At 71.3% G+C, this 23,576-nt stretch carries 18 protein-coding genes and 1 tRNA gene; 12 read left to right on the forward strand and 7 right to left on the reverse strand.

Features of this window, described 5'->3' with window-relative positions; all coding sequences use genetic code 11:
• Nucleotides 1-40: 40 nt before the first annotated feature.
• Nucleotides 41-1,000 carry a phosphoglycerate dehydrogenase gene (locus M4486_RS18085; protein ID WP_249478718.1) on the forward strand — a complete coding sequence of 320 codons (960 nt, stop codon included), beginning with the start codon at nt 41-43 and terminating at the stop codon, nt 998-1,000.
• A gap of 104 nt (nt 1,001-1,104) precedes the next feature.
• The gene (locus M4486_RS18090; RefSeq protein ID WP_249478719.1) at nt 1,105-1,977 is read left to right on the forward strand and encodes a Cof-type HAD-IIB family hydrolase; all 873 of its coding nucleotides are present in this window, start codon (nt 1,105-1,107) and stop codon (nt 1,975-1,977) included.
• 105 nt (nt 1,978-2,082) lie between these two features.
• On the opposite strand, the gene M4486_RS18095 is transcribed toward M4486_RS18090, so the two are convergent.
• The 3 genes from M4486_RS18095 to M4486_RS18105 form a co-directional block, all read right to left on the reverse strand.
• The gene (locus M4486_RS18095) at nt 2,083-3,624 is read right to left on the reverse strand and encodes a sugar porter family MFS transporter (RefSeq protein WP_193636145.1); all 1,542 of its coding nucleotides are present in this window, start codon (nt 3,622-3,624) and stop codon (nt 2,083-2,085) included.
• A gap of 145 nt (nt 3,625-3,769) precedes the next feature.
• Complete coding sequence (locus M4486_RS18100; protein ID WP_249478720.1) at nt 3,770-6,286, reverse strand: excinuclease ABC subunit UvrA; 2,517 nt, start codon at nt 6,284-6,286, stop codon at nt 3,770-3,772.
• Between the two features lie 115 nt (nt 6,287-6,401).
• Nucleotides 6,402-7,943, reverse strand: coding sequence for a sodium:solute symporter family protein (locus M4486_RS18105; protein WP_249478721.1), 1,542 nt, complete (start codon nt 7,941-7,943; stop codon nt 6,402-6,404).
• 278 nt (nt 7,944-8,221) lie between these two features.
• Here M4486_RS18105 and M4486_RS18110 point away from each other — a divergent pair, with 278 nt between their 5' ends.
• Both M4486_RS18110 and M4486_RS18115 read left to right on the forward strand, forming a co-directional pair.
• Nucleotides 8,222-8,944, forward strand: coding sequence for a M50 family metallopeptidase (locus M4486_RS18110; protein WP_249478722.1), 723 nt, complete (start codon nt 8,222-8,224; stop codon nt 8,942-8,944).
• A gap of 117 nt (nt 8,945-9,061) precedes the next feature.
• Nucleotides 9,062-10,585, forward strand: coding sequence for a lipase maturation factor family protein (locus M4486_RS18115; protein WP_249478723.1), 1,524 nt, complete (start codon nt 9,062-9,064; stop codon nt 10,583-10,585).
• Here M4486_RS18115 and M4486_RS18120 read toward each other — a convergent pair.
• Nucleotides 10,548-11,813: a sodium:proton exchanger gene (locus M4486_RS18120; protein ID WP_249478724.1), complete on the reverse strand. Its 1,266-nt coding sequence runs from the start codon at nt 11,811-11,813 to the stop codon at nt 10,548-10,550. The genes M4486_RS18115 and M4486_RS18120 overlap by 38 nt on opposite strands.
• Before the next feature lie 85 nt (nt 11,814-11,898).
• Here M4486_RS18120 and M4486_RS18125 point away from each other — a divergent pair, with 85 nt between their 5' ends.
• Nucleotides 11,899-12,225, forward strand: a complete 327-nt coding sequence (locus M4486_RS18125; RefSeq protein WP_249478725.1) for an ArsR/SmtB family transcription factor — start codon at nt 11,899-11,901, stop codon at nt 12,223-12,225.
• Nucleotides 12,226-12,302: 77 nt separating this feature from the next.
• Here M4486_RS18125 and M4486_RS18130 read toward each other — a convergent pair whose 3' ends face one another.
• Nucleotides 12,303-13,025, reverse strand: a complete 723-nt coding sequence (locus M4486_RS18130) for an alpha-ketoglutarate-dependent dioxygenase AlkB family protein (RefSeq protein WP_249478726.1) — start codon at nt 13,023-13,025, stop codon at nt 12,303-12,305.
• A gap of 197 nt (nt 13,026-13,222) precedes the next feature.
• Here M4486_RS18130 and M4486_RS18135 point away from each other — a divergent pair, with 197 nt between their 5' ends.
• Together M4486_RS18135 and M4486_RS18140 are read left to right on the forward strand one after the other, a co-directional pair.
• Nucleotides 13,223-13,714, forward strand: coding sequence for a peroxiredoxin (locus M4486_RS18135; protein ID WP_249478727.1), 492 nt, complete (start codon nt 13,223-13,225; stop codon nt 13,712-13,714).
• Between the two features lie 162 nt (nt 13,715-13,876).
• Nucleotides 13,877-13,965: transfer RNA gene (locus M4486_RS18140), tRNA-Ser, on the forward strand.
• A 326-nt stretch (nt 13,966-14,291) separates the two neighbouring features.
• Here M4486_RS18140 and M4486_RS18145 read toward each other — a convergent pair.
• The gene (locus M4486_RS18145; RefSeq protein ID WP_346731757.1) at nt 14,292-14,960 is read right to left on the reverse strand and encodes a type II toxin-antitoxin system HipA family toxin; all 669 of its coding nucleotides are present in this window, start codon (nt 14,958-14,960) and stop codon (nt 14,292-14,294) included.
• Nucleotides 14,961-15,404: 444 nt separating this feature from the next.
• Nucleotides 15,405-15,692: a helix-turn-helix domain-containing protein gene (locus M4486_RS18150; RefSeq protein WP_249478728.1), complete on the reverse strand. Its 288-nt coding sequence runs from the start codon at nt 15,690-15,692 to the stop codon at nt 15,405-15,407.
• Nucleotides 15,693-16,307: 615 nt separating this feature from the next.
• Here M4486_RS18150 and ppc point away from each other — a divergent pair.
• The 5 genes from ppc to M4486_RS18175 all read left to right on the forward strand — a co-directional run bounded on the left by ppc (nt 16,308) and on the right by M4486_RS18175 (nt 23,518).
• The gene (ppc, locus tag M4486_RS18155) at nt 16,308-19,136 is read left to right on the forward strand and encodes a phosphoenolpyruvate carboxylase (RefSeq protein WP_429798309.1); all 2,829 of its coding nucleotides are present in this window, start codon (nt 16,308-16,310) and stop codon (nt 19,134-19,136) included.
• A gap of 138 nt (nt 19,137-19,274) precedes the next feature.
• Nucleotides 19,275-20,060, forward strand: a complete 786-nt coding sequence (locus tag M4486_RS18160; RefSeq protein WP_249478729.1) for a helix-turn-helix transcriptional regulator — start codon at nt 19,275-19,277, stop codon at nt 20,058-20,060.
• Nucleotides 20,061-20,364: 304 nt separating this feature from the next.
• The gene (locus M4486_RS18165) at nt 20,365-21,426 is read left to right on the forward strand and encodes an iron-siderophore ABC transporter substrate-binding protein (RefSeq protein WP_249478730.1); all 1,062 of its coding nucleotides are present in this window, start codon (nt 20,365-20,367) and stop codon (nt 21,424-21,426) included.
• On the forward strand, nt 21,423-22,463 hold the full coding sequence (locus tag M4486_RS18170) for a FecCD family ABC transporter permease (RefSeq protein WP_249478731.1): 1,041 nt from the start codon (nt 21,423-21,425) through the stop codon (nt 22,461-22,463). Before M4486_RS18165 ends, M4486_RS18170 begins: the two co-directional genes overlap by 4 nt.
• Nucleotides 22,460-23,518: a FecCD family ABC transporter permease gene (locus M4486_RS18175; RefSeq protein ID WP_429798310.1), complete on the forward strand. Its 1,059-nt coding sequence runs from the start codon at nt 22,460-22,462 to the stop codon at nt 23,516-23,518. Before M4486_RS18170 ends, M4486_RS18175 begins: the two co-directional genes overlap by 4 nt.
• Nucleotides 23,519-23,576: the final 58 nt, after the last annotated feature.

Genomic DNA, 23,576 nt, shown 5'->3' on the forward strand with positions numbered 1-23,576 from the left:
CAGTCCAAGGGCGCACCGTCTACGAAGGAGCCTTCACCCCATGAGCACAGCCCCCATCGTCCTGGCCTGCCCCTCCGATTACGAGAACGTCTCCGCCGAGGGTGCCCGCGCGCTCGCAGACGCAGGGTTCCGGCTCGTCCTCAATCCCCACGACCGCCCGCTGACGGAGCACGAGGTCCGCACCCTGGGTGCCGAGGCCGTCGCCGCCGTGGTCGGACTCGAGGAGTGGACTGACACGCTGATGGATGCCCTGCCCTCGCTGCGGATCCTGTGCAAGCAGGGCGTCGGGGTCGACAACATCGATCTCGAGGCCGCGCGGGCGCGGGGCATAGTCGTGACCAACGTCCCAGGCGGGAACGCGGGCGCCGTCTCCGAGTTCACGGTGGGCCTGATGATCGCCGCGCTGCGGAACCTTGCTCAGGGCCAGCGCGCCGCGAACGAGGGGGACTGGAGCCGATTCCCCGGCCGGGAGATCTCCGCGCTGACCGTCGGTCTGCTGGGCTTCGGCAGGATCGCGCAACTCGTGGCGCAGAAGCTCGTCGCCTTCGGCGGGACAGTGATCGCACACGATCCGTTCCCGGATGAGGAGTCCGCCCGTCGACTGGGGGTCGAGCTCGTGGCCCGCCAGGAGCTCCTGGCGCGCAGCGAGGTCCTCTCCCTGCACCTGCCTGTCCTGCCGGAGACCGTGGGCACAGTCGATGCGGACTTCCTGCACTCCCTGCGGGACGGCGCCGTCCTGGTCAACACGGCGCGGGGCGCCCTCGTGAACGAGGACGCCCTGCTGACCGCGCTCGAGAGCGGAGAGCTCGCCGGAGCCGCATTGGATGTCTTCTCCACGGAGCCGCTGCCCGCTGGACACCCGCTCACGCGCCACTCGCGCGTGCTGGCGACCAACCACATGGCCGCGGAGTCGAGGGAGGCCTACGGCGCGATCTCGAAGGCGAATGCCCAGGCGATCATCGACCTCGTGAGCGGTCGCGAGCCGGCGAACGCCCTGTGAGGTGGGCGGGAGACTGCTGCGGCACCCAGCGAGGGTCCTCTACGGTCTGAACAGCGGAGGTCGACTCCGTGAATGCACTTCCGGCCTCCGCAGAAAGCGATCCCGTGCCTAGCACTCCCACTGCCGCCACCTCGCCCGCCCAGCCCTGGTCCGAGATCCAGGACGGCCCGCACGACATCCGCCTCGTCGTCGCCGACATGGATGGAACGCTGCTGACGCCCGAGGGCGAGGTGCCCGGCGACTTCTGGGCGCTGCAGGAGCGCATGCGCGCCCAGGGCATCGAGTTCGTGCCCGCGAGCGGACGCCAGCTCGCGACGCTGCGCGCCACCTTCGGCGCCGAGAACGGCACCGCTCCGGGCATCGAGACCTACGTCGCCGAGAACGGGACGCTCGTCGTCCACGACGGAGAGGTCGTCGCGACCACGACCGTCGACGCGCCGACGGCCGCGCGCGTCATCGCCCGCGTGCGGGAGCTCGTCGCTGGCGGCCTGGACCTCGGCCTCGTGGTCTGCGGGGTCGAGACCGCGTACGTCGAGCGGGACGACGAGGCATTCCTCGCCGAGGCCCGGAAGTACTACCACCGGCTCGAGATCGTCCCCGACCTCGACGACGTGCAGGGCGAGGTCCTCAAGCTCGCGATCCACGACTTCGCCGACGCCGAGGCCACCTCCGCCGAGTTCTCCGACCTGGCCGAGACCCACCAGGTGGTCGTCTCGGGCGCGCACTGGATCGATGTCATGAACCCCGAGGCGGACAAGGGCCGCGGGATCCTCGCGCTCCAGGCGGGGCTCGGGATCACGGCCGCGCAGACCGCCGTGTTCGGCGACTACCTCAACGATCTCGCCATGTACGACGTCGCCGAGTGGTCGTTCGCGATGGCCAACGCCCACCCGCGCATCACCGCCGCCGCGAGGTACTCCGCGCCCAGCAACGCCGAGCACGGCGTGGTGCGCGTGCTCGAGCGTCTGCTGGGCTGATCCCGCCGGGGCCGTCGCACCGGCGGAGACGTCTGCTGCCGGCGGCGCCCGCTGGCGGGGAGGCCTGCTCGCGGGGCCGGCCCGCGGGGCCTGCCGTGCCGCGCCTCAGCGCAGCGCGGCCGGGGCCGTCGACGGCTGCGAGGGATCCTCGCGGTTCACGGGGCCCTCGAACAGGAGGATCGACTCGTCGGCCCCCTTGCCGTTGGTCTCCGGCAGGAAGCGGTGCACGAACAGCACGCCGAGCAGGCACAGCACCGCGAAGATGATCATCACCCAGCTGAGGCCCAGGCCGTCGCGCAGCGGCGGGAACGCCACGACCAGCACGAAGTTCGCGAGCCAGTTGACGGCGGCCGCGATCGCGGCGGCGCGACCGCGCACGGCGGTCGGGAAGATCTCGCCCTGCAGCAGCCAGCCGGTGCCGCCCACGCCGATCGCGAAGCTCGAGATGAACAGCGCGAAGGTGATCATGAGGACCACCAGCTGCGCGGTGCCCGTGAGGGTCGCGTTGCCGATCGCGCCGATCACGAGGAAGACGATCATGAAGCCGAAGCCGCCGATGGAGAGCTTGCGCCGGCCCAGCTTGTCGATCCAGCGGAACGCGAAGTAGGTCGCCAGCACGTTGACGATCGCGAGCACTCCCGCGGCCATCACGCCGGCGATCTCGGCGTCCACGGGGTTCCCGGCGTCGGTGCCGAAGTACGGGCCCAGCAGCTCGGGACCGTAGTAGAAGGCGACGTTGATGCCGGTGATCTGCTGGAAGACGAAGAAGACGCAGACCACGACCAGTGCGCGCCGCACGGCGGGCGTCCACAGGGTCGTGTTCGCCAGGCGGCGCACGCGCTCCTGGACGGCGAGCGCCTCCGCGTGGACCTGCTCGGCGGTGGTCTGGATGTCGAGCTTGCGCATCGCCGTCAGCACGTCGGACTCACGCCCGCGCTCGAGCAGCCAGCGCGGGGACTCGGGCATCCGCGCGCGCAGCAGCAGCGAGAGGATCGCGGGGATGAAGCCGACGCCCAGCATGATCCGCCAGTCCACGGTGACCGCGGAGTCGGGGAACGCCTTGAGCAGCAGCACGGCGATGACGTACGCGCCGAGGATGCCGATCGTGATCATCCACTGCTGGATGACGGCGAGGGAGCCGCGGCGCTTCTTCGGGGCGAACTCGGCGATGTAGGCGGTCGCGATCGCGGAGTCCGCGCCGATCGCCAGCCCGATGATGATGCGGCCGATGATCAGGGTGGTCGCCTCCGGGGCCAGCGCCGAGATGATCGAGCCCAGCGCGAACAGCGCGGAGTCCACGAGCAGCAGGGACTTGCGGCCGAAGCGGTCGGTCAGCGGGCCCGCGAGCAGCGCGCCCACGAAGGAACCGAGGGAGGCGCCGGCGACGGTGATGCCCGTGCCCCAGGACCCCAGGTCGAAGGGGAGGAACACGAGCGCGGAGCCGATGTTCGAGGAGTCGAAGCCGAAGAGGAACCCGCCGATCGTCGCGAGCACCGCGAGGTACAGGTAGAGGCCCTTGACGTCCCGCGCGTCGAGTGCGGCCAGCACGCCGCCTCCGGGCGGCGCCCCGTCGGGGGTCGAGGCATGATCGGGGCGCCCTGTGGGATCCGGGACGGGGCCGCTTGCATTCTCCGGTGAATTCGACACGGCCGGGACTGTACTCCTCGACCGGCGCGCCCGTGGCGCCGGAGGAGCCGACGGGGGCGAGATGTCCGGAATCCGGCGGTCCGCGCGGGTCCGCGAGGGCCCTTGCGCTCCCGCGGCGTGACGCGGCAGTCACCGGGGAGTCGCGTCAGCCGCGCGTGCCCGTTCCGTGCTCCAGGTGCGTGCGCAGGAAGCGACCTGTCGCGGTGCCGGGATCCTCGGCCAGCTCCTGAGGGGCGCCGGTCGCGACGATCCTGCCGCCGGCCGCTCCGCCGCCGGGCCCCATGTCGATCACGTGATCGGCGTTGGCGATCATGTCGAGATCGTGCTCGATCACCACCACGGTCGCGCCGTTGCCCACCAGGCGGTCGAGCACGTGCAGCAGAGTGCGCACGTCCAGGGGATGCAGGCCGACGCTGGGCTCGTCGAACACGAAGAGGGCGTCGGTCTGCCCGCGGTCGATGTGCGCCGAGAGCTTGAGACGCTGCGCCTCGCCGCCGGAGAGCGCCGGGGTGTCCTCGCCGAGCGTCAGGTACCCCAGACCCAGGTCGATGAGGGCCTGCAGGCGCCTGCGCACCGCGGGGATGTCGCCCACCGCCTCGATCGCCTCCCGGACCGTGAGGCCCATCAGGTGGGGGAGGGAGACCCCGTCGCGCGGATAGGACTCCGCCGCCGGCGCGTACCGTGTGCCCTCGCACTCCGGGCAGTCGATGTCGACGTCGGGCAGGAACTGCACGTCCAGGACCACGCGCCCGGTGCCCTCGCAGCGAGGGCAGCGCAGCGACCCCGTGTTGTACGAGAAGTCGCCCGCGCCCAGGCCCGCCTCCTTCGCTGCGGCGGTGCGCGCGAACGCGCGGCGCAGGTCGTCCAGGACCCCGCTGTAGGTGGCGACGGTCGAGCGGATGTTCACGCCGATCGGGGTCGCGTCGATCTGGTGGACGCGGCGGATCCCGGCGGCATCCAGCGTGCGCACGTGGCCGGGGAGGCCGGCCCCGCTCGTCGTCGCCGCCCGCAGCGCGGGGACCAGGGATTCGAGCACCATCGTGGTCTTGCCCGAGCCCGAGACCCCGGTGACCGCGGTGAGCCGGCCGAGCGGGATGCGCACCGACAGCGGCTGCACCGTGTGCAGGGCGCTCGTGGTCATGGCGATGGTCCCCCGGGCGAACGTCTCCGCAGGGGACGCCTGCTCGCGGATCACCACGTCGGCGCTGCCGTCGAGGAAGCCGGCGAGGCGGGAGGCCCCCGAGCCGATCACCTGCCGGATGCTCCCGCTCGCGGTGATCTCGCCGCCCTCGCGACCGGATCCCGGTCCGATCTCGATCAGGTGGTCCGCCTCGCGCAGCACCTGCACGTCGTGGTCGACGAGGAGCACGGAGTTGCCGTCCGCCAGGAGGTCCCCGATCAGCGCGAGCAGTCCGTCGATGTTCGAGGGGTGCAGGCCGATGCTGGGCTCGTCGAGCACGTAGAGCACGCCCGTGGTGCGGTTGCGCACCGCCCGCGCGAGCTGGACCCGTTGGCGCTCGCCCGTGGAGAGCGAGGAGCCCGCGCGGTCCAGCGAGAGGTAGCCGAGGCCCAGCTGCACGAGCCGGTCGGCCATGCCCGTGAGCTGGGAGACGAGCTCGCGGGCCATCGGGTGCATGTCGGAGGGCAGCGGGTCGATCACGGTCGGGGCCCAGGCCAGGAGGCCGTCCAGGGTGAGGGCGGTGGCGTCGGCGAGGCCGAGCTCGCCGATGCGGGGAGCTCGCGCGGCGGGGGACAGGCGCGTCCCCTCGCAGTCGGGGCACACGGTCTCCACGAGGAAGCGGCTCACGCGGGCCAGGCGCTTCTCCGTGTCGGCGCGGCGCAGCTCCTCGGTGACGGTGAGGCGGGCGTTGCGGAACGTGAAGTCGAGGTCGTGCACGCCCTTCTTCGACGTCACCGTGATGTGCTTCTTCTCCTCGGGGCCGTCCAGCACGATCTCGCGCTCGCCCTCGGTGAGATCCCGGAAGGGCACGTCCGTGCGCACCCCGAACTCGCGGGCGATGTCGGGCTGGACGTTGAAGCCGAACATCTGCCAGGGGGCGACGGCCCCTTCGTCGAGGGTCTTCGACGGGTCGGGCACGAGCGCCGCGTCGTCGACCTCGCGGACCGTGCCGATGCCCTCGCAGCGCGGGCACGCGCCCTCGGAGTTGAAGGCGAGCGACTCCGCGCCCGGGGCGTGCACCTCGGCGCCGCAGACGGGGCAGGAGAACGGGACCTCGGCGGCGACGTCGATCGTCGGCGGGACCCGGTGGCCGTTCGGGCACAGGTGCGAGGCCAGGCGCGAGAACATCAGCCGCAGCACGTTCAGCAGCTCGGTGGAGGTCCCGAAGGTCGAGCGCACTCCGGGCACCGCCGGCCGCTGGCGCAGGGCGAGCGCCGCGGGCACGTGGGTCACGGAGTCGACCGCGGCGCGCGGGGCCTGGGCCATGCGCCGACGGGTGTAGGTCGAGAGCGCTTCGACGTACCGGCGCGACCCCTCCGCGTAGAGCACGCCGAGGGCGAGGGAGGACTTGCCGGAGCCCGAGACCCCGGCGATCGCGACCAGTGAGTCCAGCGGCACGTCGACGTCGACGTCCCGGAGGTTGTGCACGCGCGCGCCGCGCACCTCGATGTTGCTGGGGCGGGGGATCCGGTGAGGGCTCACCGGATCACGCTATCGGCCTCGCCGCCGGCGCGGACGAGGTCAGCAGGACCCGTCGGCCCCCGGCTGCGCCCTCGCGCCCTCGCGCCCTCGCGCTGCCGCCTTACCCTCTCCCGCCTCACCCTCTCGCGTCCTGGGTGCGGCGCACGTAGGTGCTCCTGGTGCCGAAGATGGTGAGCGGCCGGATGTCGTGCCCGTCGCCGCCGGGACGGATCGCGTTCCGGACGAGCGAGACCAGGTAGCCCACGACCACGGTGCCCACGAAGGCGAAGCACGCGACCATGAACGGGGTCGAGCCCGAGTCCTGGACGATCCAGGCGGCGATCGAGCCGACGACCAGTCCCGCGATGACGCCCACGGCGTTCGCGCGCCGGGTGAAGATGCCCAGGGCGAAGACCGCGGCGATCGGGGTGCCGAACAGCCCCAGGATCGAGAGGAACAGGTTCCAGGTCTCCGCCTGATCGGTGCTCGCGAGGTAGAGCGCCGCGCCCGTGCCGATGATCCCGGCGACGATGATGATGGCGCGGGCGAGGCCGACGGACGACCTCCTCGCACCGCGGCGCACCAGGAAGCGGTCCCACACGTCGACCGTGAGGCAGGCCGAGATCGAGTTGAGCGAGGAGGACAGCGTGGACTGGGCCGCCGCGAAGATCGCCGCGAGCACCACGCCCGAGACGCCGGCGGGCAGCACGTGCACCACGAAGTAGGGGACGATCGCGGAGGTGTTCACCGAGTCCGGCAGCGGGCTCGTGTGCTTGAAGTAGCTGTACAGCAGGGTGCCCATGCCGTAGAACAGCGGGATCGTGACGAGCGAGAGCACGCCGTTGGTCAGCAGCGAACGGGCCGTCTCCCGGCTGCTCGCAGTGGTCTGGTACCGCTGGACCACGTCCTGGCTGCCCGTGTACTGGTAGAGGTTCGTGAACACCGAGCCGATGAAGATGATCGGGATCGAGGCGCCGAGCATCCCGCCCAGGTCCCAGTCCTTGCCGGAGATCAGCTTGTCGTCCGCGACGGCGTCGCTCGCCACGGTCCCGAGGCCGCCGTCGATCGAGAACAGGCCGCAGCCGATGATCACGACGGCGCCCAGCAGCAGGATGATCCCCTGGATGACGTCGGCCCAGATCACGCCCTCGATGCCGCCCAGGAACGTGTAGATGATCGAGAGCATGCCGACGAGGGCCGCCACCAGCACCGGGTTGATCTCGGTGACCGAGGAGATCGCGAGCGTGGGCAGGTAGATGACGACCGCGATCCGGCCGATGTGGAAGAGCACGAACATCAGCGAGCCGATCAGGCGCATCGCCGGGCTGAAGCGCTCCTCGAGGTAGTCGTACGCCGTGACCACGTTGAGCTTGCGGAAGAACGGGATGTAGAACCAGATCAGGACCGGCACGATCGCGAAGATCGCGAGGTTGCCGGCGGCGTACGACCAGTCGCTGAGGTACGCCTGCTCGGGCGTGGACATGTAGGTGATCGCCGAGAGCGTGGTCGCGTAGATGCTGAAGCCCGCCGCCCACGCCGGGATCCGCCCCTGGGCGCGGAAGTAGGAGTCGGTGCTCTTCGAGGCGCGGCGCGTGAAGTACACGCCCACGCCCAGCATCGCGAGCAGATAGATGATGATGACCGCCCAGTTCAGGGCGCCCAGTCCGGTGGTCTCCACGGAATCCCTCCAGGGTCTCGGGCCCCGTGCCGGACGGGGCGATCGACGCTGATCGTGCGCGGCGGGACCACCCCTGTCATCAGACGTCTGATGTCCTGCCGCGCCGGTGACGATAGCGTGCCGACGGCGTGGGCGCGAGAGCTGTCCGGCGGGGGTGACCCGTCTCTCGTCGGCCAGTCTGCCGCAGGGCCCGTCGGCCCGCCGCGGTGTCGCGACACCGGTCGGCGCGCCGTCCGCGCCTCGGCCCGGTCCCAGCTGCGCCTGGGATGCTGGCGGGCGTGGACATCGGCACCGCTCTCTCCGAGGCCCTCTCCGGGGCGTGGCAGCGCAGCCTGCCCGCGACCCCGCCCGAGCAGGGCTGGTGGTCGCTCGCGGCGATCGCCGTGGCCCTCGCGGCCGTCGCGGTCCCGACCGTCTGGCGCTTCGCGCGCCTCGCGGTGACGGTCGTGCACGAGCTCGGGCACGCGGGCGTCGGCATCCTCGTGGGCAGGCGCTTCACCGGCTTCGTGGTCAGCGGGGACATGTCCGGCCACGCGGTGACCGTGGGGCGGCCGACGGGACCGGGCCGCGTGCTCTCCGCCTGGGCCGGGTACCCGATGCCCGCCCTGGTGGGGGCGCTGCTCATCCAGATCGCCTTCGGCGGCTGGGCGCGCACGGCGCTCGCCGTCGCGCTCGTGATGCTCGTCGTGTCGCTGGTGTTCTCCCGCTCGCTGCACACGGTCGTGACGGTCCTGGTGAGCGCCCTGATCGTGGGTGCCGTGTGGTGGTGGGGAGGGGCGCTCGGACCGGGCGCTCTCGTCCTGGCCCTCGGCGTGCTGCTCCTGCTCGGCGCCTGGCGGCACCTCGGGACCGTGATGACCGGTGGTCGTCGCCAGGACGATCCCCAGCAGCTCGCCCAGCTCACGGGCGTGCCCGCAGGGGCGTGGAACGCCGGCTACGTGCTGGTCCTCGCGCTGTGCTCATGGTGGGCCGGGGCGGTGCTGCTGCGCGCGCTGGGGTGATGCGTCGGCCCGACGGTCGCTCGGCACGGCGGCCGCTCGGCGCGGCGGCCCTCGGCCCGTCGGACCGCCCTCGACGCCCTGGCACGAGGGGCGGATGATGGCACCGAGGTGACTTCGATGGATCTGCACGCCTGGCTCTCGCTGCTCGACGCCCGCGAGTACACGATCGCCCGCGAGGTGATCATGCGCGGCGTCGCCCTCGTGTTCGTGATCGCCTTCGCCTCCACCTGGAGGCAGTTCCCGGCGCTGCTGGGGGAGCGCGGCCTGCTGCCCGCCCCGCGGTACCTCGCCCGGCTCGAGCAGCGCGGCATCCGCGGGGGCCCCACGCTCTTCCGCTTCTCGCGCACCCCCTACAGCGATCGCCTGCTGCGGATCATGTGCGCGATCGGAATGCTCCTCGGCGCGGCGTGCGTGCTCGGTCTCCCGCAGCTCGGCCCCGCCTGGACCACGATCCCCGTCTTCCTCGTGATGTGGGGGCTCTATCTGTCCATCCACTCCGTGGGCCAGGTCTTCTACGGCTTCGGCTGGGAGTCGATGCTGCTGGAGTGCGGCGCGGTCGTCGGCTTCCTCGGGTCCGACGCGGTCGCCCCGCCCCTGCTGATCCTGCTGTTCCTGCGCTGGATGCTGCTGCGCCTCGAGTTCGGCGCCGGGATGATCAAGATGCGCGGCGATCCCGCCTGGCGCGACCTCACCGCGATGGACTTCCACCACCTCACCCAGCCCATGCCGGGCCCGCTGAGCCGACGGGCGCACCTCATGCCCCGCTGGTGGCACCGGCTCGAGACCCTGGGCAGCCACGTGGTGCAGCTGGGCGCGATCTGGCTGATCCTGCTCCCGCAGCCGCTCGCCTCGATCGGTGCGAGCCTGGTGATCCTCACCCAGCTCTTCCTCATGCTCACCGGGAACTTCGCCTGGCTGAACCTGCTCACGATCCTCGTCGCCTTCAGCGCGATCAGCGATCCGTTCCTGCGCTGGATCACGGGCGGCCCCTGGCCCGGATGGGGCCTGCCCCACGGCCCCGGGGAGGGGAGCGGAGCCTCCGACGGCGGCGTCCTCGCCTCCTCGCCCCTGTGGTGGCACGTGCTGGTGCTCGCGGTCTTCGCGGGGCTCGTCGCCCTCAGTGGGAAGCCGCTGAAGAACCTCTTCTCCTCGCACCAGCTCATGAACGCGAGCTTCAACAGGTGGCACCTCGTGAACGCCTACGGTGCCTTCGGGTCGATGACGACGCGGCGCCACGAGGTCGAGATCGAGGGGACCCTCGCCGAGGACCCCGATGCCGCGGGCGAGGAGGAGTGGCACCCCTACCTCTTCCCCGGCAAACCGGGCCCCCTCGCACGGCGCTCCCGACAGTTCGCGCCCTACCACCTGCGACTGGACTGGCTGATGTGGTTCCTCGCCCTGCGACCCGGCGCCGACCCCTGGTTCGTCGCGCTGCTGACGAAGCTGCTCGAGGGGGATCCGCAGATCCGACGCCTGCTGCGCGCGGATCCCTTCGACGGGACCGCGCCCACGGGACTGCGGGTGCGGCTGTTCGACTACCGCTACGCGAGCCGCGCGGAGCGCCGCGCGAGCGGCGACTGGTGGGTCCGCACGGACCTCGGGGTCATCGCCCGGCAGGGTCGAGGCGACCGGCGCGGATGACCGGGCCCTCGTCGTCCGAGCCCCCGTCGGGCCCCTCGGGGTCCCGGCGGAAGGGGGCGGTGAGCGCGGGCAGGATCCCGCGGCGGTGCAGGACGAACAGGGCGAGCGCGACCACGAGGTAGACCGCGGAGAGGATGAGGCGGCCGTGGGTCCCGGGCACCGCGAACTGCACGGCGAACAGGGCGAGCAGCGTGATCGCGCCCCAGCGGGGGAAGCGCAGGCCCAGCAGCAGGGCGACGCCCATCATGGTCTGCGCGGCGGTCAGCAGGATCTCCTCGACCTGACGCGGGTCCAGGGCCAGGGTGCCGCTGCCGCCTCCCAGCGCGTAGGCGATGGGAAGGCTGCCCACGAGCATCGTCCACTGGTTGACCTTGGCGGAGATCAGCATGCCCAGGGCCGCCGCGGCCTTCCCGCGGGTCGCGAAGATGATCGCGACGATGAACTCGGGCGCCTCGGAGGCGAGCGGCGCGAGCCACTGCACGAGCAGGAACTGGTCGATCCCGAGCGTGCTGCCGGAGGCGACGAGGGCCTCGGCGAACGGCTCCGCGCAGGCGAGGATGATCAGCGCGGAGACGACGAAGAGGGCGATCACCACGGGGCGTCGGGTGCGCTGGGGAAGAGCGCCGATGCGGGCGGCGGTGCCCACCAGGTCGGGCTCCTCCTCGGCCCCGCCGCGCGCGATCCGCACCAGGTAGTACACGAACCAGGCCAGCAGGACCACGCCGAGGATCCAGCTGATGGTCGCGGTCAGCGGCATCACGAAGGCGAGCAGGGAGGCGATCAGCAGGAAGCCCAGCTCGAGGCGATGTGAGGGATCCAGGACGACCTCGCGCACGGTGCGCCCCGAACGGCGCGAGGCGATCGCGACGCTCACCAGCACCACCACCGGCCAGCCGAGCCCCAGCAGCAGACGGTTGGAGCCGGTCATGTTCGCGGCGGCGAACTGCACGTAGTCCGGCTCGGAGCCCGCACGGAAGGCGAAGTAGAGGTCCACGGCGTACTCGGGGAGCACCGCGATGATCGCGAGGATCGCGACCGCGAGCCCGCCGCTGATGTCGACCTCGGCGGCCTCGGCCGCCCACGCGAGCACGAACGCCGCGGCGACCACGGCTCCGCCGAAGACGAGCAGCCCCAGCAGCGCGGGGGTCTCGATGCCGCCCAGGCGCACCACGAGCGCGGGCACTGCGACGAGGAAGCACAGCAGCGCGGGGCGGATCGATCTCAGCACGCCCGACACACTGTCAGACGTTTAGGCAGGTATGCAAGTGTCGAATCGTGTGTGGTGGGACGCAGAACGGTGACACAATGAATTAATGGGCATTGAACCGACGAGGCAGCAGCTGGAGACCGTGGCGCGCACCTTCGCGCTCCTCAGCTCTCCCACGCGCCTGCACCTCGTCGCCCTCGCCGTCGCCGGCGAGCTCGACGTCAGCGCCCTCGCCCACGAGGCGGGCATCACCGTCGCCACCGCCAGCCAGCACCTCAGCAAGATGCGCCTGGCTGGCCTGGTCTCCGCGCGGCGCGACGGCCGCCGCCTCTTCTACACGGTCGACGACCCCCACGTGGTGATGGTCGTGCAGCAGATGTTCGAGCACATCGCCCCCGACGGCACCCTCGCCCCGGATCCGGTCCGCGAGTAGGCGGCGCGGTCGACGCGGCAGGGGGAGCGGAGCGCGGAAGAGCAGGGCGGCGGAGGAGACGGGGCCGACGGGAGCCTTCAGCCCTCGAGCCCGGTCTCCCGCAGCGTGATGTTCAGTCGTCCCTCCGTGATTCCGCAGCCCTCCGGGGCCGTGCCCGGCTGGATCCTGGTGACGCCGTGGAAGGCGAGACGCGCGGGCCCGCCGAAGACGAACAGGTCCCCGGACTCGAGCGTGATGTCCTCGTACGGCTTCGTGCGCGCCTCGGTGTTGCCGAAGCGGAACGTGCACGCGTCGCCGATCGACAGCGAGACCACGGGCGCGAGCGAGCGCTCGTCCTTGTCCTGGTGCATGCCCATCTTCGCCGCGGCGGTGTAGTGGTTCACCAGGGCCGTGTCGGGGGAGTAGAGGCGGTCGGGGATGCCCGGCTGCGTGGGTGCGTCGGCGAGCTCGGGATCGTGCTCCGCGGCCGCCGCGATCGCCGAACGGCCCAGTCGGGTCATCCAGTCCGGGAACGGCAGCACGCGGTTGCCGTTCACGTCGACCGCCTCCCGTGAATAGGCGTAGGGCCGCCAGTGCCAGCCGAGGCACACCGTCCGCACGCTCATCTCGTGCCCGCGCACCTTCGGGGAGCGCGGCGGCACGGGTCCCTCGGCCCATTCCTCGAAGCGCGCGGAGATCCACGCCTGCTGGTCCAGGCGCAGGAAGCCCGGCACCCAGACCGCCCCCGGTCCGAGCACCCTCGCAGGGCGGGGGAGCAGGTCGTCGCCGAAGAGGGAGCCGTCCTCGTGCTGCGCATCCATGTCGCCGATCCTCGCAGATCGGGCCGACGGTGTCCGCCGACCCCTCGGACCGGGCCGACGGCGCCTCCGCGCCCGTCGTGCCACCCGCCGGTTCCGTACAGTGGCGGGACCAGAGCGACCCTGCCGACCCCGCCCGCGCCGCCCGTCCACGAGGGCGATGCCACCCGTCGGCCCGACCACCCAGGAGAGACGCACCCATGCCGACGACCCCCGCCGCAGGCGGCCCCGTGAAGCTCGCCGTGGGCGACATGGCCCCCGACTTCGATCTGCCCACCGCCGACGGCGGCCGCGTGAGCCTCGCCGACCTGCGCGGCACGCCAGCCCTGATCTGGTTCTACCCGGCGGCCAACACGTCCCTGTGCACGAAGGAGGCCTGCGACCTGCGCGATCACCACGACATGTTCACCGGCCAGGGATACCGGGTGGTCGGCATCTCCCCGGATGCCATCGAGGACCTGAAGACCTTCGCGGCGAAGCAGGGCCTGCCGTACACGCTCGCGAGCGACGAGTCGAAGGACGTGCTGCGCTCCTACGGCGCCTTCGGCGAGAAGAACATGTACGGCAAGATCGTCGAGGGCGTCATCCGCTCCACGTTCGCGATCGATGCCGAGGGGCGGCTGACCTACGTGAAGTACCGCGTGGGCACGCCCAAGCAGATCGCCGACCTGCAGGCGAAGCTCGGGCTCTGAGGTCGGGCGCCGGCGGACGTGACATGCGCCCGATCCGCCGTCGGCCCTTTTGCTGGCCCGTACGCCCTCCGCTACGATGAACGGCGTTGCGTGCACGCAGCGCTGATCTCGATCCGTTCCTGATCAACGCCGCAGGTCGCGCACCGCGCACCCGGTGCGCGAGGAGACGTGGCAGAGCGGCCGAATGCGCTCCCCTGCTAAGGGAGTAGGCGGCAAAAACCGCCTCGGAGGTTCAAATCCTCTCGTCTCCGCCGGTCGAAAAGGGCCGCTGATCAGGCGAAACGTCCGATCAGCGGCCCTTTTGTCGTGCCCGACGAGATTCGCGACAGCGCTCATGACCCCTCGCTGACCTGCTTCAATCTGGCAGGGATCCGGCGCGACCCGACCCGTCTGGCAACTTCCAGGCCTACGACATCTCCCCGAAGCGTGCGGTGCGCTGCACTGTTCGCGTCTCTCGCGCGGACGTCGACGGCCTCCTGCGGCCCCTGGTACCCACGGGGCTGCTGGAGTGTCAGGTCTCGTCGCACTTGGGATTCGTCGTCCGATGATCGGACGCCCTCGATCGCTCCCCAGTGATTCACCCGGCAGCAGCAGCGACGGCTCGCATCCTCGGTTCAATCGACTCGGCCATACGGGCGATCTCCTGTTCGGCGATCCCGTTGCCGCGCGCGACCCCGCGCCATGCGCTCACGGCGGTGGTGATCGAGCTGATCGAGCGACGAGCCTGCAAGGCGGTCAGGTCGCACTCCTCCGCGAAGTCCAGCAGGACCTCGGCCTCGTCGGGAAGCGCATCGGCACCCAGGATCGTGGTCGAACGTGATCGCCACGGTTCCGGGGTCGGGTTGACGTCGAACGCTGGGCTCAGTGTCCACGAATCGCCGACTGCCAGGAAGCCGTGGTTGCGGAGGTGGTCGTCCGTGTTTCCGACCAGGACGCTGGTGACCACGCGCGCGAACAGCTCGCTGAGATCCGAGCGTGGTGACGCCGACAGATCCCGTACTGCCTCAGTGATCTCGGTGTAGTCGCGATGATCCCCGTCCGCTGCGCCCAGCGCGGTCATCGCGCTGATGTAGCCGATCCTCCGGCCCTCTGAGCTCCTGTCGAAGCGCCGCAGCAGCAGCACGCCTCGGTCACCGACCCGGGTGAGACGCCTGGTGGGGGTCCGGATCCCAGCCCTCTCCATGAGGTCGAGGGCCGTCGCTTCCCACGCCATGACGTCCCACTGGTCGCCGCCGTGCGAGCTCATCGGAGGCGTGCAGCAGGGTCGGCAGCGAGATGAGCGACGGCACCGTAGCGGGTGGACCGAGGAACGTACTGCTGGCGGGCCGCCGGAAGCGCAGAGCACCCTGGCGGGTGTCGTCACTGACTCCGAGAAGGCAGTCGAGGTCGTCCAGCCGTCGGGGTGCCCGGTGCTCACTCCTGGCGCGTGCCCGCTCCGCCTTCTCGATGAGCCCCTGTCCCCAGCGGTCCGGAGCGCTGTAGCCGAAGGCGCGGACGAGACCGACCTGGTGCTGTGCACCCGTGACCAGGGGGAGTGCAGGGTCGATGCTCATGCCGCCTCGGGCAAGGTAGTCGGGGTCGTAGAGGAACGTGGTGGAGACCTGTCCCCGATGGCGCGTGAAGTGGGCCCGACCTGCCAGGGACGTCTCCCGTGCGTCCTCCAGATGCACCTCGAGGGTCGTCTCGGCGCTCATCGCGCTCGCCTCCTGGACAGTCTTTCGGCCCGCAGGCGGCCGATGTCGCTGCCGAGAGGGTCCGTGGCGGTCACCGTCTGCTCGAGGATGCCGAGGGCGCGGAGCACTTGAGCGACGCTCCCGTAGCTCACTCCCGGGTCGCCCTTCTCGATCTTGTACAGCGTGGCGCGGGAGATCCCTGCGCGCTCCGAGACCTGCTGGGCCTTCAGGCCGAGCACCATCCGCCAGCCGCGCACGTTCTCGCCGAGCTCGGTCAGTTCACGTTCGATCCTGTACCCACTCACGTCTTCACCTCCTGGTTACGTCTTCGATCCTAGACGTTATTGAGCGTTGCGTCCAGGAACGCATACATAACTAGTAGGTCTGAGGGGGTGGATCGGTCGGCGCACCGCGGGTTGTCGGCGATCCTCGCGGGAATGTGCTCGGCTGTCTTCGGGGCAGTGAGGTGAAGAGCAGCAAGCCGGCCCGAGGCTCACGTGCGGTACGAGTCGGGGTCGGTCCGATGTTCTGCATCAGACTGACCTCGCTTCGCATGCAGTGGTCGCGTCACCTTCGGATGCGACCTGCCGCGATCGGCGGGTGACGATGATCGACGTGGCCCCGGTCCGGGGACGTCTGCGGGTAGGTGAGGCGGTTCTGCTTCGTGCTCGAGGGGGACAGGTCGACCGGGTGTCCCTCTCATCGTCCCGGGGCGGGTCGCCCGTACGCCGACACGCTCGCTGGTCCGCACACAGGTCCGCCCCGCACGTCGGGCACGGTCCGGGCGCTCCCGCCCCCGCCGGATGAGACGACTGCTCGCCTGTCGGGACGCGCCTGTACTCTTACCCAGACCGTTCAGAGCCGACACGGCCGTCGGCTGCTGTCGTCGGGCGTGCGCCGAGGCAGGAGCAGGAGGCCTGGTGTCCGACACAGGTGGCATCCATATTCCCACGCTGACCAGCGAGTTCCCCGTTGTCAGCGATGATCCGCACATCGATGCGCCGTTGCGCGCGACCGTCCGCAGGCTGTCCACGCTGCTGGGGCGCACGCTCGCCGACCAGCACGGCCAGGGCCTGCTGGACCTCGTCGAGGACGTGCGCCGACAGACCAAGGAGGCCAAGCGCTCCGGCGACGCCGCGGAGGCGCAGGCCATCCAGAAGCGCCTGGCCGAGCTGCCGCACACGCAGGCGACCGAGCTGACCCGTGCCTTCACGGAGTACTTCCTGCTCGCGAACGCCGCCGAGCAGCTGTACCGGGTCCGTGCGATCGACGAGAACCCGACCAGCGAGTCCTGGATCCCGCGCACCGTCGCGGAGATCCACGAGACCCTGGGCGCCGAGGCGCTGCAGCAGGCCGTCGACTCGCTCGACATCGAGCTCGTCTTCACCGCTCACCCCACCGAGGCCTCGCGCCGCGCGGTGCTCACCAAGCTGCGCAACGTCTCGGACCTGCTGGCCGAGGAGACGGAGGAGGGCACGCCCGAGCGCCGCCGCCAGGACCGTCACCTCGCCGAGCTCATCGAGATGCTCTGGCAGACCGACGAGCTGCGCAGCACCCAGCCGACTCCGCAGGACGAGTCCCGCAACGCGCTGTACTACCTGCGCGGCATCTACCGCCACACCATGCCGGGTCTCATCGACGACCTGCGCGAGGAGCTGCGCGCCCACGGCGCCGACCTCCCCGAGCGCGCCGTCCCCCTGCGCTTCGGCACCTGGATGGGCGGTGACCGCGACGGCAACCCGTACGTCACGGCCGACGTCACCCGCGAGGTGCTCGGGCTGCAGGCGGAGGCCGCCATCGACGTGTCGGTGCAGATCGTCACCGACCTCATCGCCGATCTCTCCGAGTCCTCGACCCTGATCGGCGAGGACGACGCGCTGCAGGCCTCGATCGACGCCGACGTCGAGGCCGGCGGCTCCGTCGACGAGGAGCAGCAGCGGATGTACGCCGCCGAGCCCTTCCGGCTCAAGCTCGGCGCCATCCGCACCAAGCTCGAGCACACCCGCGAGCGCATGCGCGACGGCTCCGCCCACGTGCACGGTCGCGACTACCTCTCGGCCGACGAGCTCCTGGACGACGTCCAGGTGGTGCGCGACGCCCTGTCCCGCCACAAGGGCCGCCGCGCGGCCGACGGGGCGATCGCCGTCGCCCTGAACCTGCTGGCCGGCATCCGCCTCACCCTCGCCACGCTCGACGTGCGCGAGCACTCCGAGAAGCACCACGACGTGCTCGCCGCGATGTTCGACCGCCTCGGCGAGCTCGACCGTCCCTACGGCGAGCTCAGCCGCGCCGAGCGCGGCCAGGTGCTGGGCTCGGAGCTCACGAGCCGTCGGCCGATGTACGGGGCCTCCCTCGCCGAGGAGGACTCGATCCTCGACGACTCGACCGCCGGCACCTACCGCGTGTTCACCGAGATCCGCAACGCCCACAAGCGCTACGGCACCGACGTCATCCAGACGTACATCGTCTCCATGACCCATGGGGCCGACGACATCTTCGGCGTCGCGCTGCTGGCCCGCGAGGCGGGCGTCATCGACCTCTCGAGCGCCGACGACAAGCGCGCGGACCTCGACTTCGCGCCTCTGCTGGAGACCGTCGAGGAGCTGCGCCACGCCGGCGAGATCCTCGAGGAGCTGCTGAGCAACCCCGCCTACCGCGAGATCGTGCGGCTGCGCGGCGACCGGCAGGAGATCATGCTGGGCTACTCGGACTCCAACAAGGAGTCCGGCGTGGTGACCTCGCAGTGGGAGATCCACCAGGCCCAGCGCACCCTGCGCGACGTCGCGGCACGGCACGGCGTCACTCTGCGCCTCTTCCACGGGCGCGGCGGCTCCGTCGGCCGCGGCGGCGGCCCGACGTACGACGCGATCCTCGCGCAGCCCTACGGCGTGCTCGACGGCACCATCAAGTTCACCGAGCAGGGCGAGGTCATCTCCGACAAGTACACGCTGCCGGTGCTCGCGCGGGAGAACCTCGATCTCACGATCGCGGCCGTCCTGCAGGCCACGGCGCTGCACACCGAGCCGCGCACCACTCCCGAGCAGCTCGAGCGCTTCGGCTCGGTGATGGAGCACGTCTCCGACGCGGCGTTCGCCCGCTACCGCACCCTCGCGGACGATCCGGACCTGCCCGAGTACTTCGTGACCTCCACGCCCGTGGAGCAGCTGGGCGACCTCAAGATCGGCTCGCGCCCCTCGAAGCGCACCACCTCGGAGAAGGGCCTCGACGGCCTGCGCGCGATCCCGTGGGTGTTCGGCTGGACGCAGTCCCGCCAGATCGTCCCCGGCTGGTTCGGCGTCGGCTCGGGCCTCAAGGCGGCCCGCGAGGCCGGCTTCGAGGACGACCTGCACGAGATGCTGGGCAGCTGGCACTTCTTCCGCACCGTCATCAGCAACATCGAGATGACGCTCGCGAAGACCGACATGGACATCGCCGCGCACTACGTGCACTCGCTCGTGCCGGAGAACCTGTGGCCGCTGTTCGAGCGGATCCGTGAGGAGTACGAGCTGTCCGTCGCCGAGGTCGAGCGCCTCACCGGTGTGCTCGACCTCCTGGACGGCCAGCCGATCCTCAAGCGGACCCTCGCCGTGCGCGACCGCTACCTCGACCCGATCAACTACATGCAGGTCGCGATGCTGCAGCGCTTCCGTGCGGTCTCCGAGAGCGGCGAGGAGCCCTCCGAGGAGCTCCAGCGCGCCCTGCTCACCACGATCAACGGCATCGCCGCGGGGATGAAGAACACGGGCTGAGCGACGGCGACGTGAGGGCGGCGGAGCGCGATCGATGATCGTGATCCGCCGCCCTCACGTCGACCGGCGCGGGAGCACGTGCGGCGCGGCCGCGGTCCGAGGTGCAGGGACGTGAAGGCCGGCGATATCCTCCGTCCCATGTCCGGGGCGCGCGGGGATCGTGAGGTGCGCACCCTGCCGCGCCTCACCGCGGGTGCGGTCGACATCCCGCGCGAGATCCTCCACGCGGGCGAGGAGCTGGGCCGGGACACCTCGTGGGAGCAGCACTCGCACCCCACCCATGAGCTGCTGTGGAACGCGCGCGGCGCATCGACCGCGACCATCGGCACCCGGACGTGGACCATCACGCCGCACCTGGGTCTGTGGATCCCGGCGGGCGTGCCGCACACGGGGTGGGCGCCGCGCGGCACCTGGCACCGTGCCGCCCAGTTCAGCCTGCGCACCCGAGCCCTGGCCGATCGGGCCGTGAGCATCGCGGTCACCCCGCTGCTGCTGCTCGTGCTCGACAGGCTCGGCGAAGAGGACCTCGCGGAGTCGTCGCGGCTGATCACCGAATCGATGGTCCTGGACCTCCTTCATCCCGCGGAGCAGGACCTGATGGTGCAGATGCCCGAGCACCCGCAGCTGCGCCCGATCGTCGAGGCCCTCCGTCGCGACCCCGCCGACGGGACGACCCTCGAGCAGTGGGCGTCCCGGCTCGGCGTGAGCAGCCGCACCCTGACCCGTGCCTTCGTCGCGCACACGGAGCACGCCTTCCGGCCGTGGGCCACGCGCGTGCGGGCCCAGCACGCGGTGGCCCTCCTCGCCGAGGGTGCGCGCCTGGACGATGTGAGCGAGCGGGTCGGCTATCGCTCCCCGAGCGCGTTCATCGCGGCCTTCCGCCGCCTGACGGGGACCACGCCCTCCCGCTTCCACGAACCCTGAGCCGCAGCCGCAGCCTGCCAGCAAGCGCGGTCGGCGGCGCGGGAAGCAGCGCGTGACCAGGCTCATCATCGTGTCCGCGATGCGACATCCATGTCCCGATGGCGCGATTGCGGACTGGCCAGTCGAGCCTCTACGCTGACCAAGGCAAACCTCACTCCGCCCTCCGTGGTCGGGGGATGGTGCGCCTCGTGCCCACCTCGCCGCGCGCGCCGCGCGCCGCACTCCGCCGTTCCGCTCGCCGTGCCCCGCACGCGCGCTCCGGGACGTGCCCCGGTGGCGTCTCGTCACCCCTCGAAAGGAAACCATGTCCCATTCCTCGCGCCGTTCCGCCATCGGCCGTCGTGCTCTTCTCGGCTCCGGGCTCGCGCTGCCGGCGCTCGCCCTGGCCGCCTGCTCCGGAACCGACGACGCCTCGGAATCGGCGGGGGGAGGATCCGAGGCCTCGGACGGCGGCGGCGCCTTCCCGCTGAGCGTCGAGCACGCCCTCGGCACCGCGGAGATCCCTGCCGAGCCCACCAGCATCGCGTGCGTGAACTGGGGCAATCACGAGGTGCCGCTCGCCCTGGGCGTGGTGCCCGTCGGCATGGCCGCGGCGAACTTCGGCGACGACGACGGCGACGGCGTGCTGCCCTGGGTGAGCGACAGGCTCGAGGAGCTGGGCGCCGAGACGCCGGTCCTGTTCGACGAGACCGACGGCATCGATTTCGAGGCCGTCGCGAACACCGAGCCCGACCTGATCCTGGCGACCTACTCCGGTCTCACCCAGGAGGACTACGACACCCTCAGCGAGATCGCACCGACCATCGCCTACCCGGAGGTCGCATGGGGCACTCCGTGGCGCGAGATGATCGAGTACAGCGCCAAGGGCATGGGCATGCAGTCCAAGGGCGAGAAGCTCATCGCCGACCTCGAGAAGGAGATCTCCGACGCGGTGGAGAAGCACTCCGGCGTCACGGGGAAGTCGGCCATGTTCCTCACCCATGTGGACACCTCGGACCTCAGCGTCGTGAACTTCTACACCGCCCATGACACGCGGCCGATGTTCTTCGAGGACCTGGGGATGTCCACGCCGAAGTCCATCGCCGAGGTCTCGGCGAAGACCGACGAGTTCTCGGGCAGCGTGAGCGCGGAGAAGGCGGACGTGTTCGACGACGTCGACATCATCGTCACCTACGGCGACGAGAAGCTCGTCAAGACCCTGCAGGGCGATCCGGTGCTCTCGCAGATCCCCGCCGTGAAGAACGACGCGATCGTGGCCCTGCCCTCGGACGATCCGTTCGGCACCGCCGCGAACCCGACCCCGCTGTCGATCTCGTACGTGCTCGACCGGTACCTCGACGAGCTCGAGCAGGCCGCCGGGAAGTGACGGCGTCCTCGACGCTCGCCCCGCTCCGCCGGGGCCGGCGCACGCGCCTGCTGTGGCTGCTCGGGTGCCTGGCCCTGCTGGCCGCCCTCGCCCTGGCCTCAGTCGCCCTCGGGTCCAGGCAGGTGGGCCTCGAGGACATCCTCGCGGCCCTGAGGGGGACGCCAGAGGGGTTCGACCAGGCCGCTGTCGCCAAGCGCATGCCGCGCACCGTGCTCGCGCTCGTCGGCGGGGCGGGGCTCGGCATCTCGGGGTGCATCATGCAGGGCGTCACCCGCAACCCGCTCGCCGACCCGGGCATCCTCGGCGTGAACACCGGCGCGACCCTCGCCGTGGTGATCGCCATGGCGGCCTTCGGACTCGGCAACGGCTCGGGGGACGCCCGCACCATGGTGTGGGTCGCGATCGCAGGGGCGGGCGCCACCGCCGTCGGGGTCTACGTCATCGGCTCCCTCGGGCAGGGCGGCGCCACGCCGCTCAAGCTCGCGCTCGCGGGTGCCGCGACCTCTGCCGCCCTCGGATCGCTGGTCACCGCGGTGGTCCTGCCCCGCGGAGACATCGCCGAATCGGCTCGGTCCTGGCAGATCGGCGGGGTGGGCGGCGCGACCTGGGCGACCCTCCATCAGATCTGGCCCTTCCTGCTCGTCGGGCTCGTGCTCGCACTCGTCACCGCGCGCGGACTGGACTCCCTCGCACTCGGGGACGAGGTCGCGGCCGGCCTGGGTGAGCACGTGCTGGCGACCCGGCTGCTCGCCGCCCTGGGCGCGGTGCTCCTGTGCGGGGCCGTGACCGCAGCCTGCGGACCGATCGGCTTCGTCGGGCTGGTGGTCCCGCACGCGTGCCGCCTGCTCGTCGGCGTCGGGCATCGCCCCCTGATGGTGTTCAGCGGCGTCGTGGGCGCGTGCCTGCTGCTCGCCTCGGACGTGCTGGGGCGGCTCATCGCGCGCCCCGAGGAGCTGGACGTCGGCATCGTCACGGCGCTGCTGGGAGCGCCCTTCTTCATCGCCATCGTGCGGCGTCAGAAGGTGAAGGCACTGTGAGCGCACAGGTCACCTCGGCCCCTCCGCCCTCGACGCTCGAGAGGGTGCGCGCCGAGCGCCGCCGTCGCCGCGTGCGCCGCACCGCGACCGTGCTCGTGCTGGTCGTGCTGATCGCCGCCGGGTTCTACGCCTCCTTGGCGATCGGTCACCGCGTCTACTCGGCCGGGGAGATCTGGCGCGTGGTCCGCGGCCAGCAGGTCCCCGGCGCCTCCTTCACCGTCGGCACGCTGCGCCTGCCGCGCGCCGTCCTCGCGGTGCTCGTGGGCTGCTGCTTCGGGCTCGGCGGCGTCACCTTCCAGACGATGCTCCGCAACCCGCTCGCGAGCCCGGACATCATCGGCATCAGCGCGGGCGCGTCCGCCGCGGCGGTCGTCGCCATCGTGCTGCTGGGGCTCTCGGGTCCCGCCGTGTCCGTGATCGCGATCCTCGCCGGGCTCGCCGTGGCCCTCGCGATCTACCTGCTCTCGTATCGCAAGGGCGTGGCGGGCACGCGCCTGATCCTGGTCGGGATCGGGGTGGCAGCCATGCTCGACTCGGTGACCAGCTACGTGCTCTCCCGTGCGGCGCAGTGGGACCTGCAGGAGGCGATGCGCTGGCTCACCGGGAGCCTGAACGGGTCCGCCTGGGGCGATGTGCGTCCCGTCCTGGTCGCGCTCCTCGTCGGCGGGCCCGTGCTGCTGGCCGCCTCCCGGGACCTGACCGCCTCCCAGCTCGGCGACGACACCGCCGCGGCCCTCGGCGTGCGCGTCCAACGGCTGCGGCTCGTGGTCGTGATCGCCGCGGTGGGCCTGGTCGCCTTCGCGACCGCGGCCACCGGCCCGATCGCCTTCGTGGCGTTCCTCGCGGGGCCGATCGCCGCCAGGATCGTCGGCCCGGGGGCCTCGCTCCTCGTGCCCTCCGCACTGGTCGGCGCGCTGCTGGTCGTCGTCTCCGACCTCGTGGGGCAGTGGGCGATCGGCACCCGCTTCCCCGTCGGCGTGGTGACGGGCGTGCTCGCCGCCCCGTACCTCATCTATCTCGTCGTCCGCACCCAGCGCTCGGGCGGATCCCTATGACGCCCGGCGGCGCCCCTCATCCCCGGCCCGCGCCCGTCCCGCCAGGAGGCAAACCACG

The sequence above is a fragment of the Brachybacterium kimchii genome (assembly GCF_023373525.1).
GTDB classification, from domain to species: domain Bacteria; phylum Actinomycetota; class Actinomycetes; order Actinomycetales; family Dermabacteraceae; genus Brachybacterium; species Brachybacterium kimchii.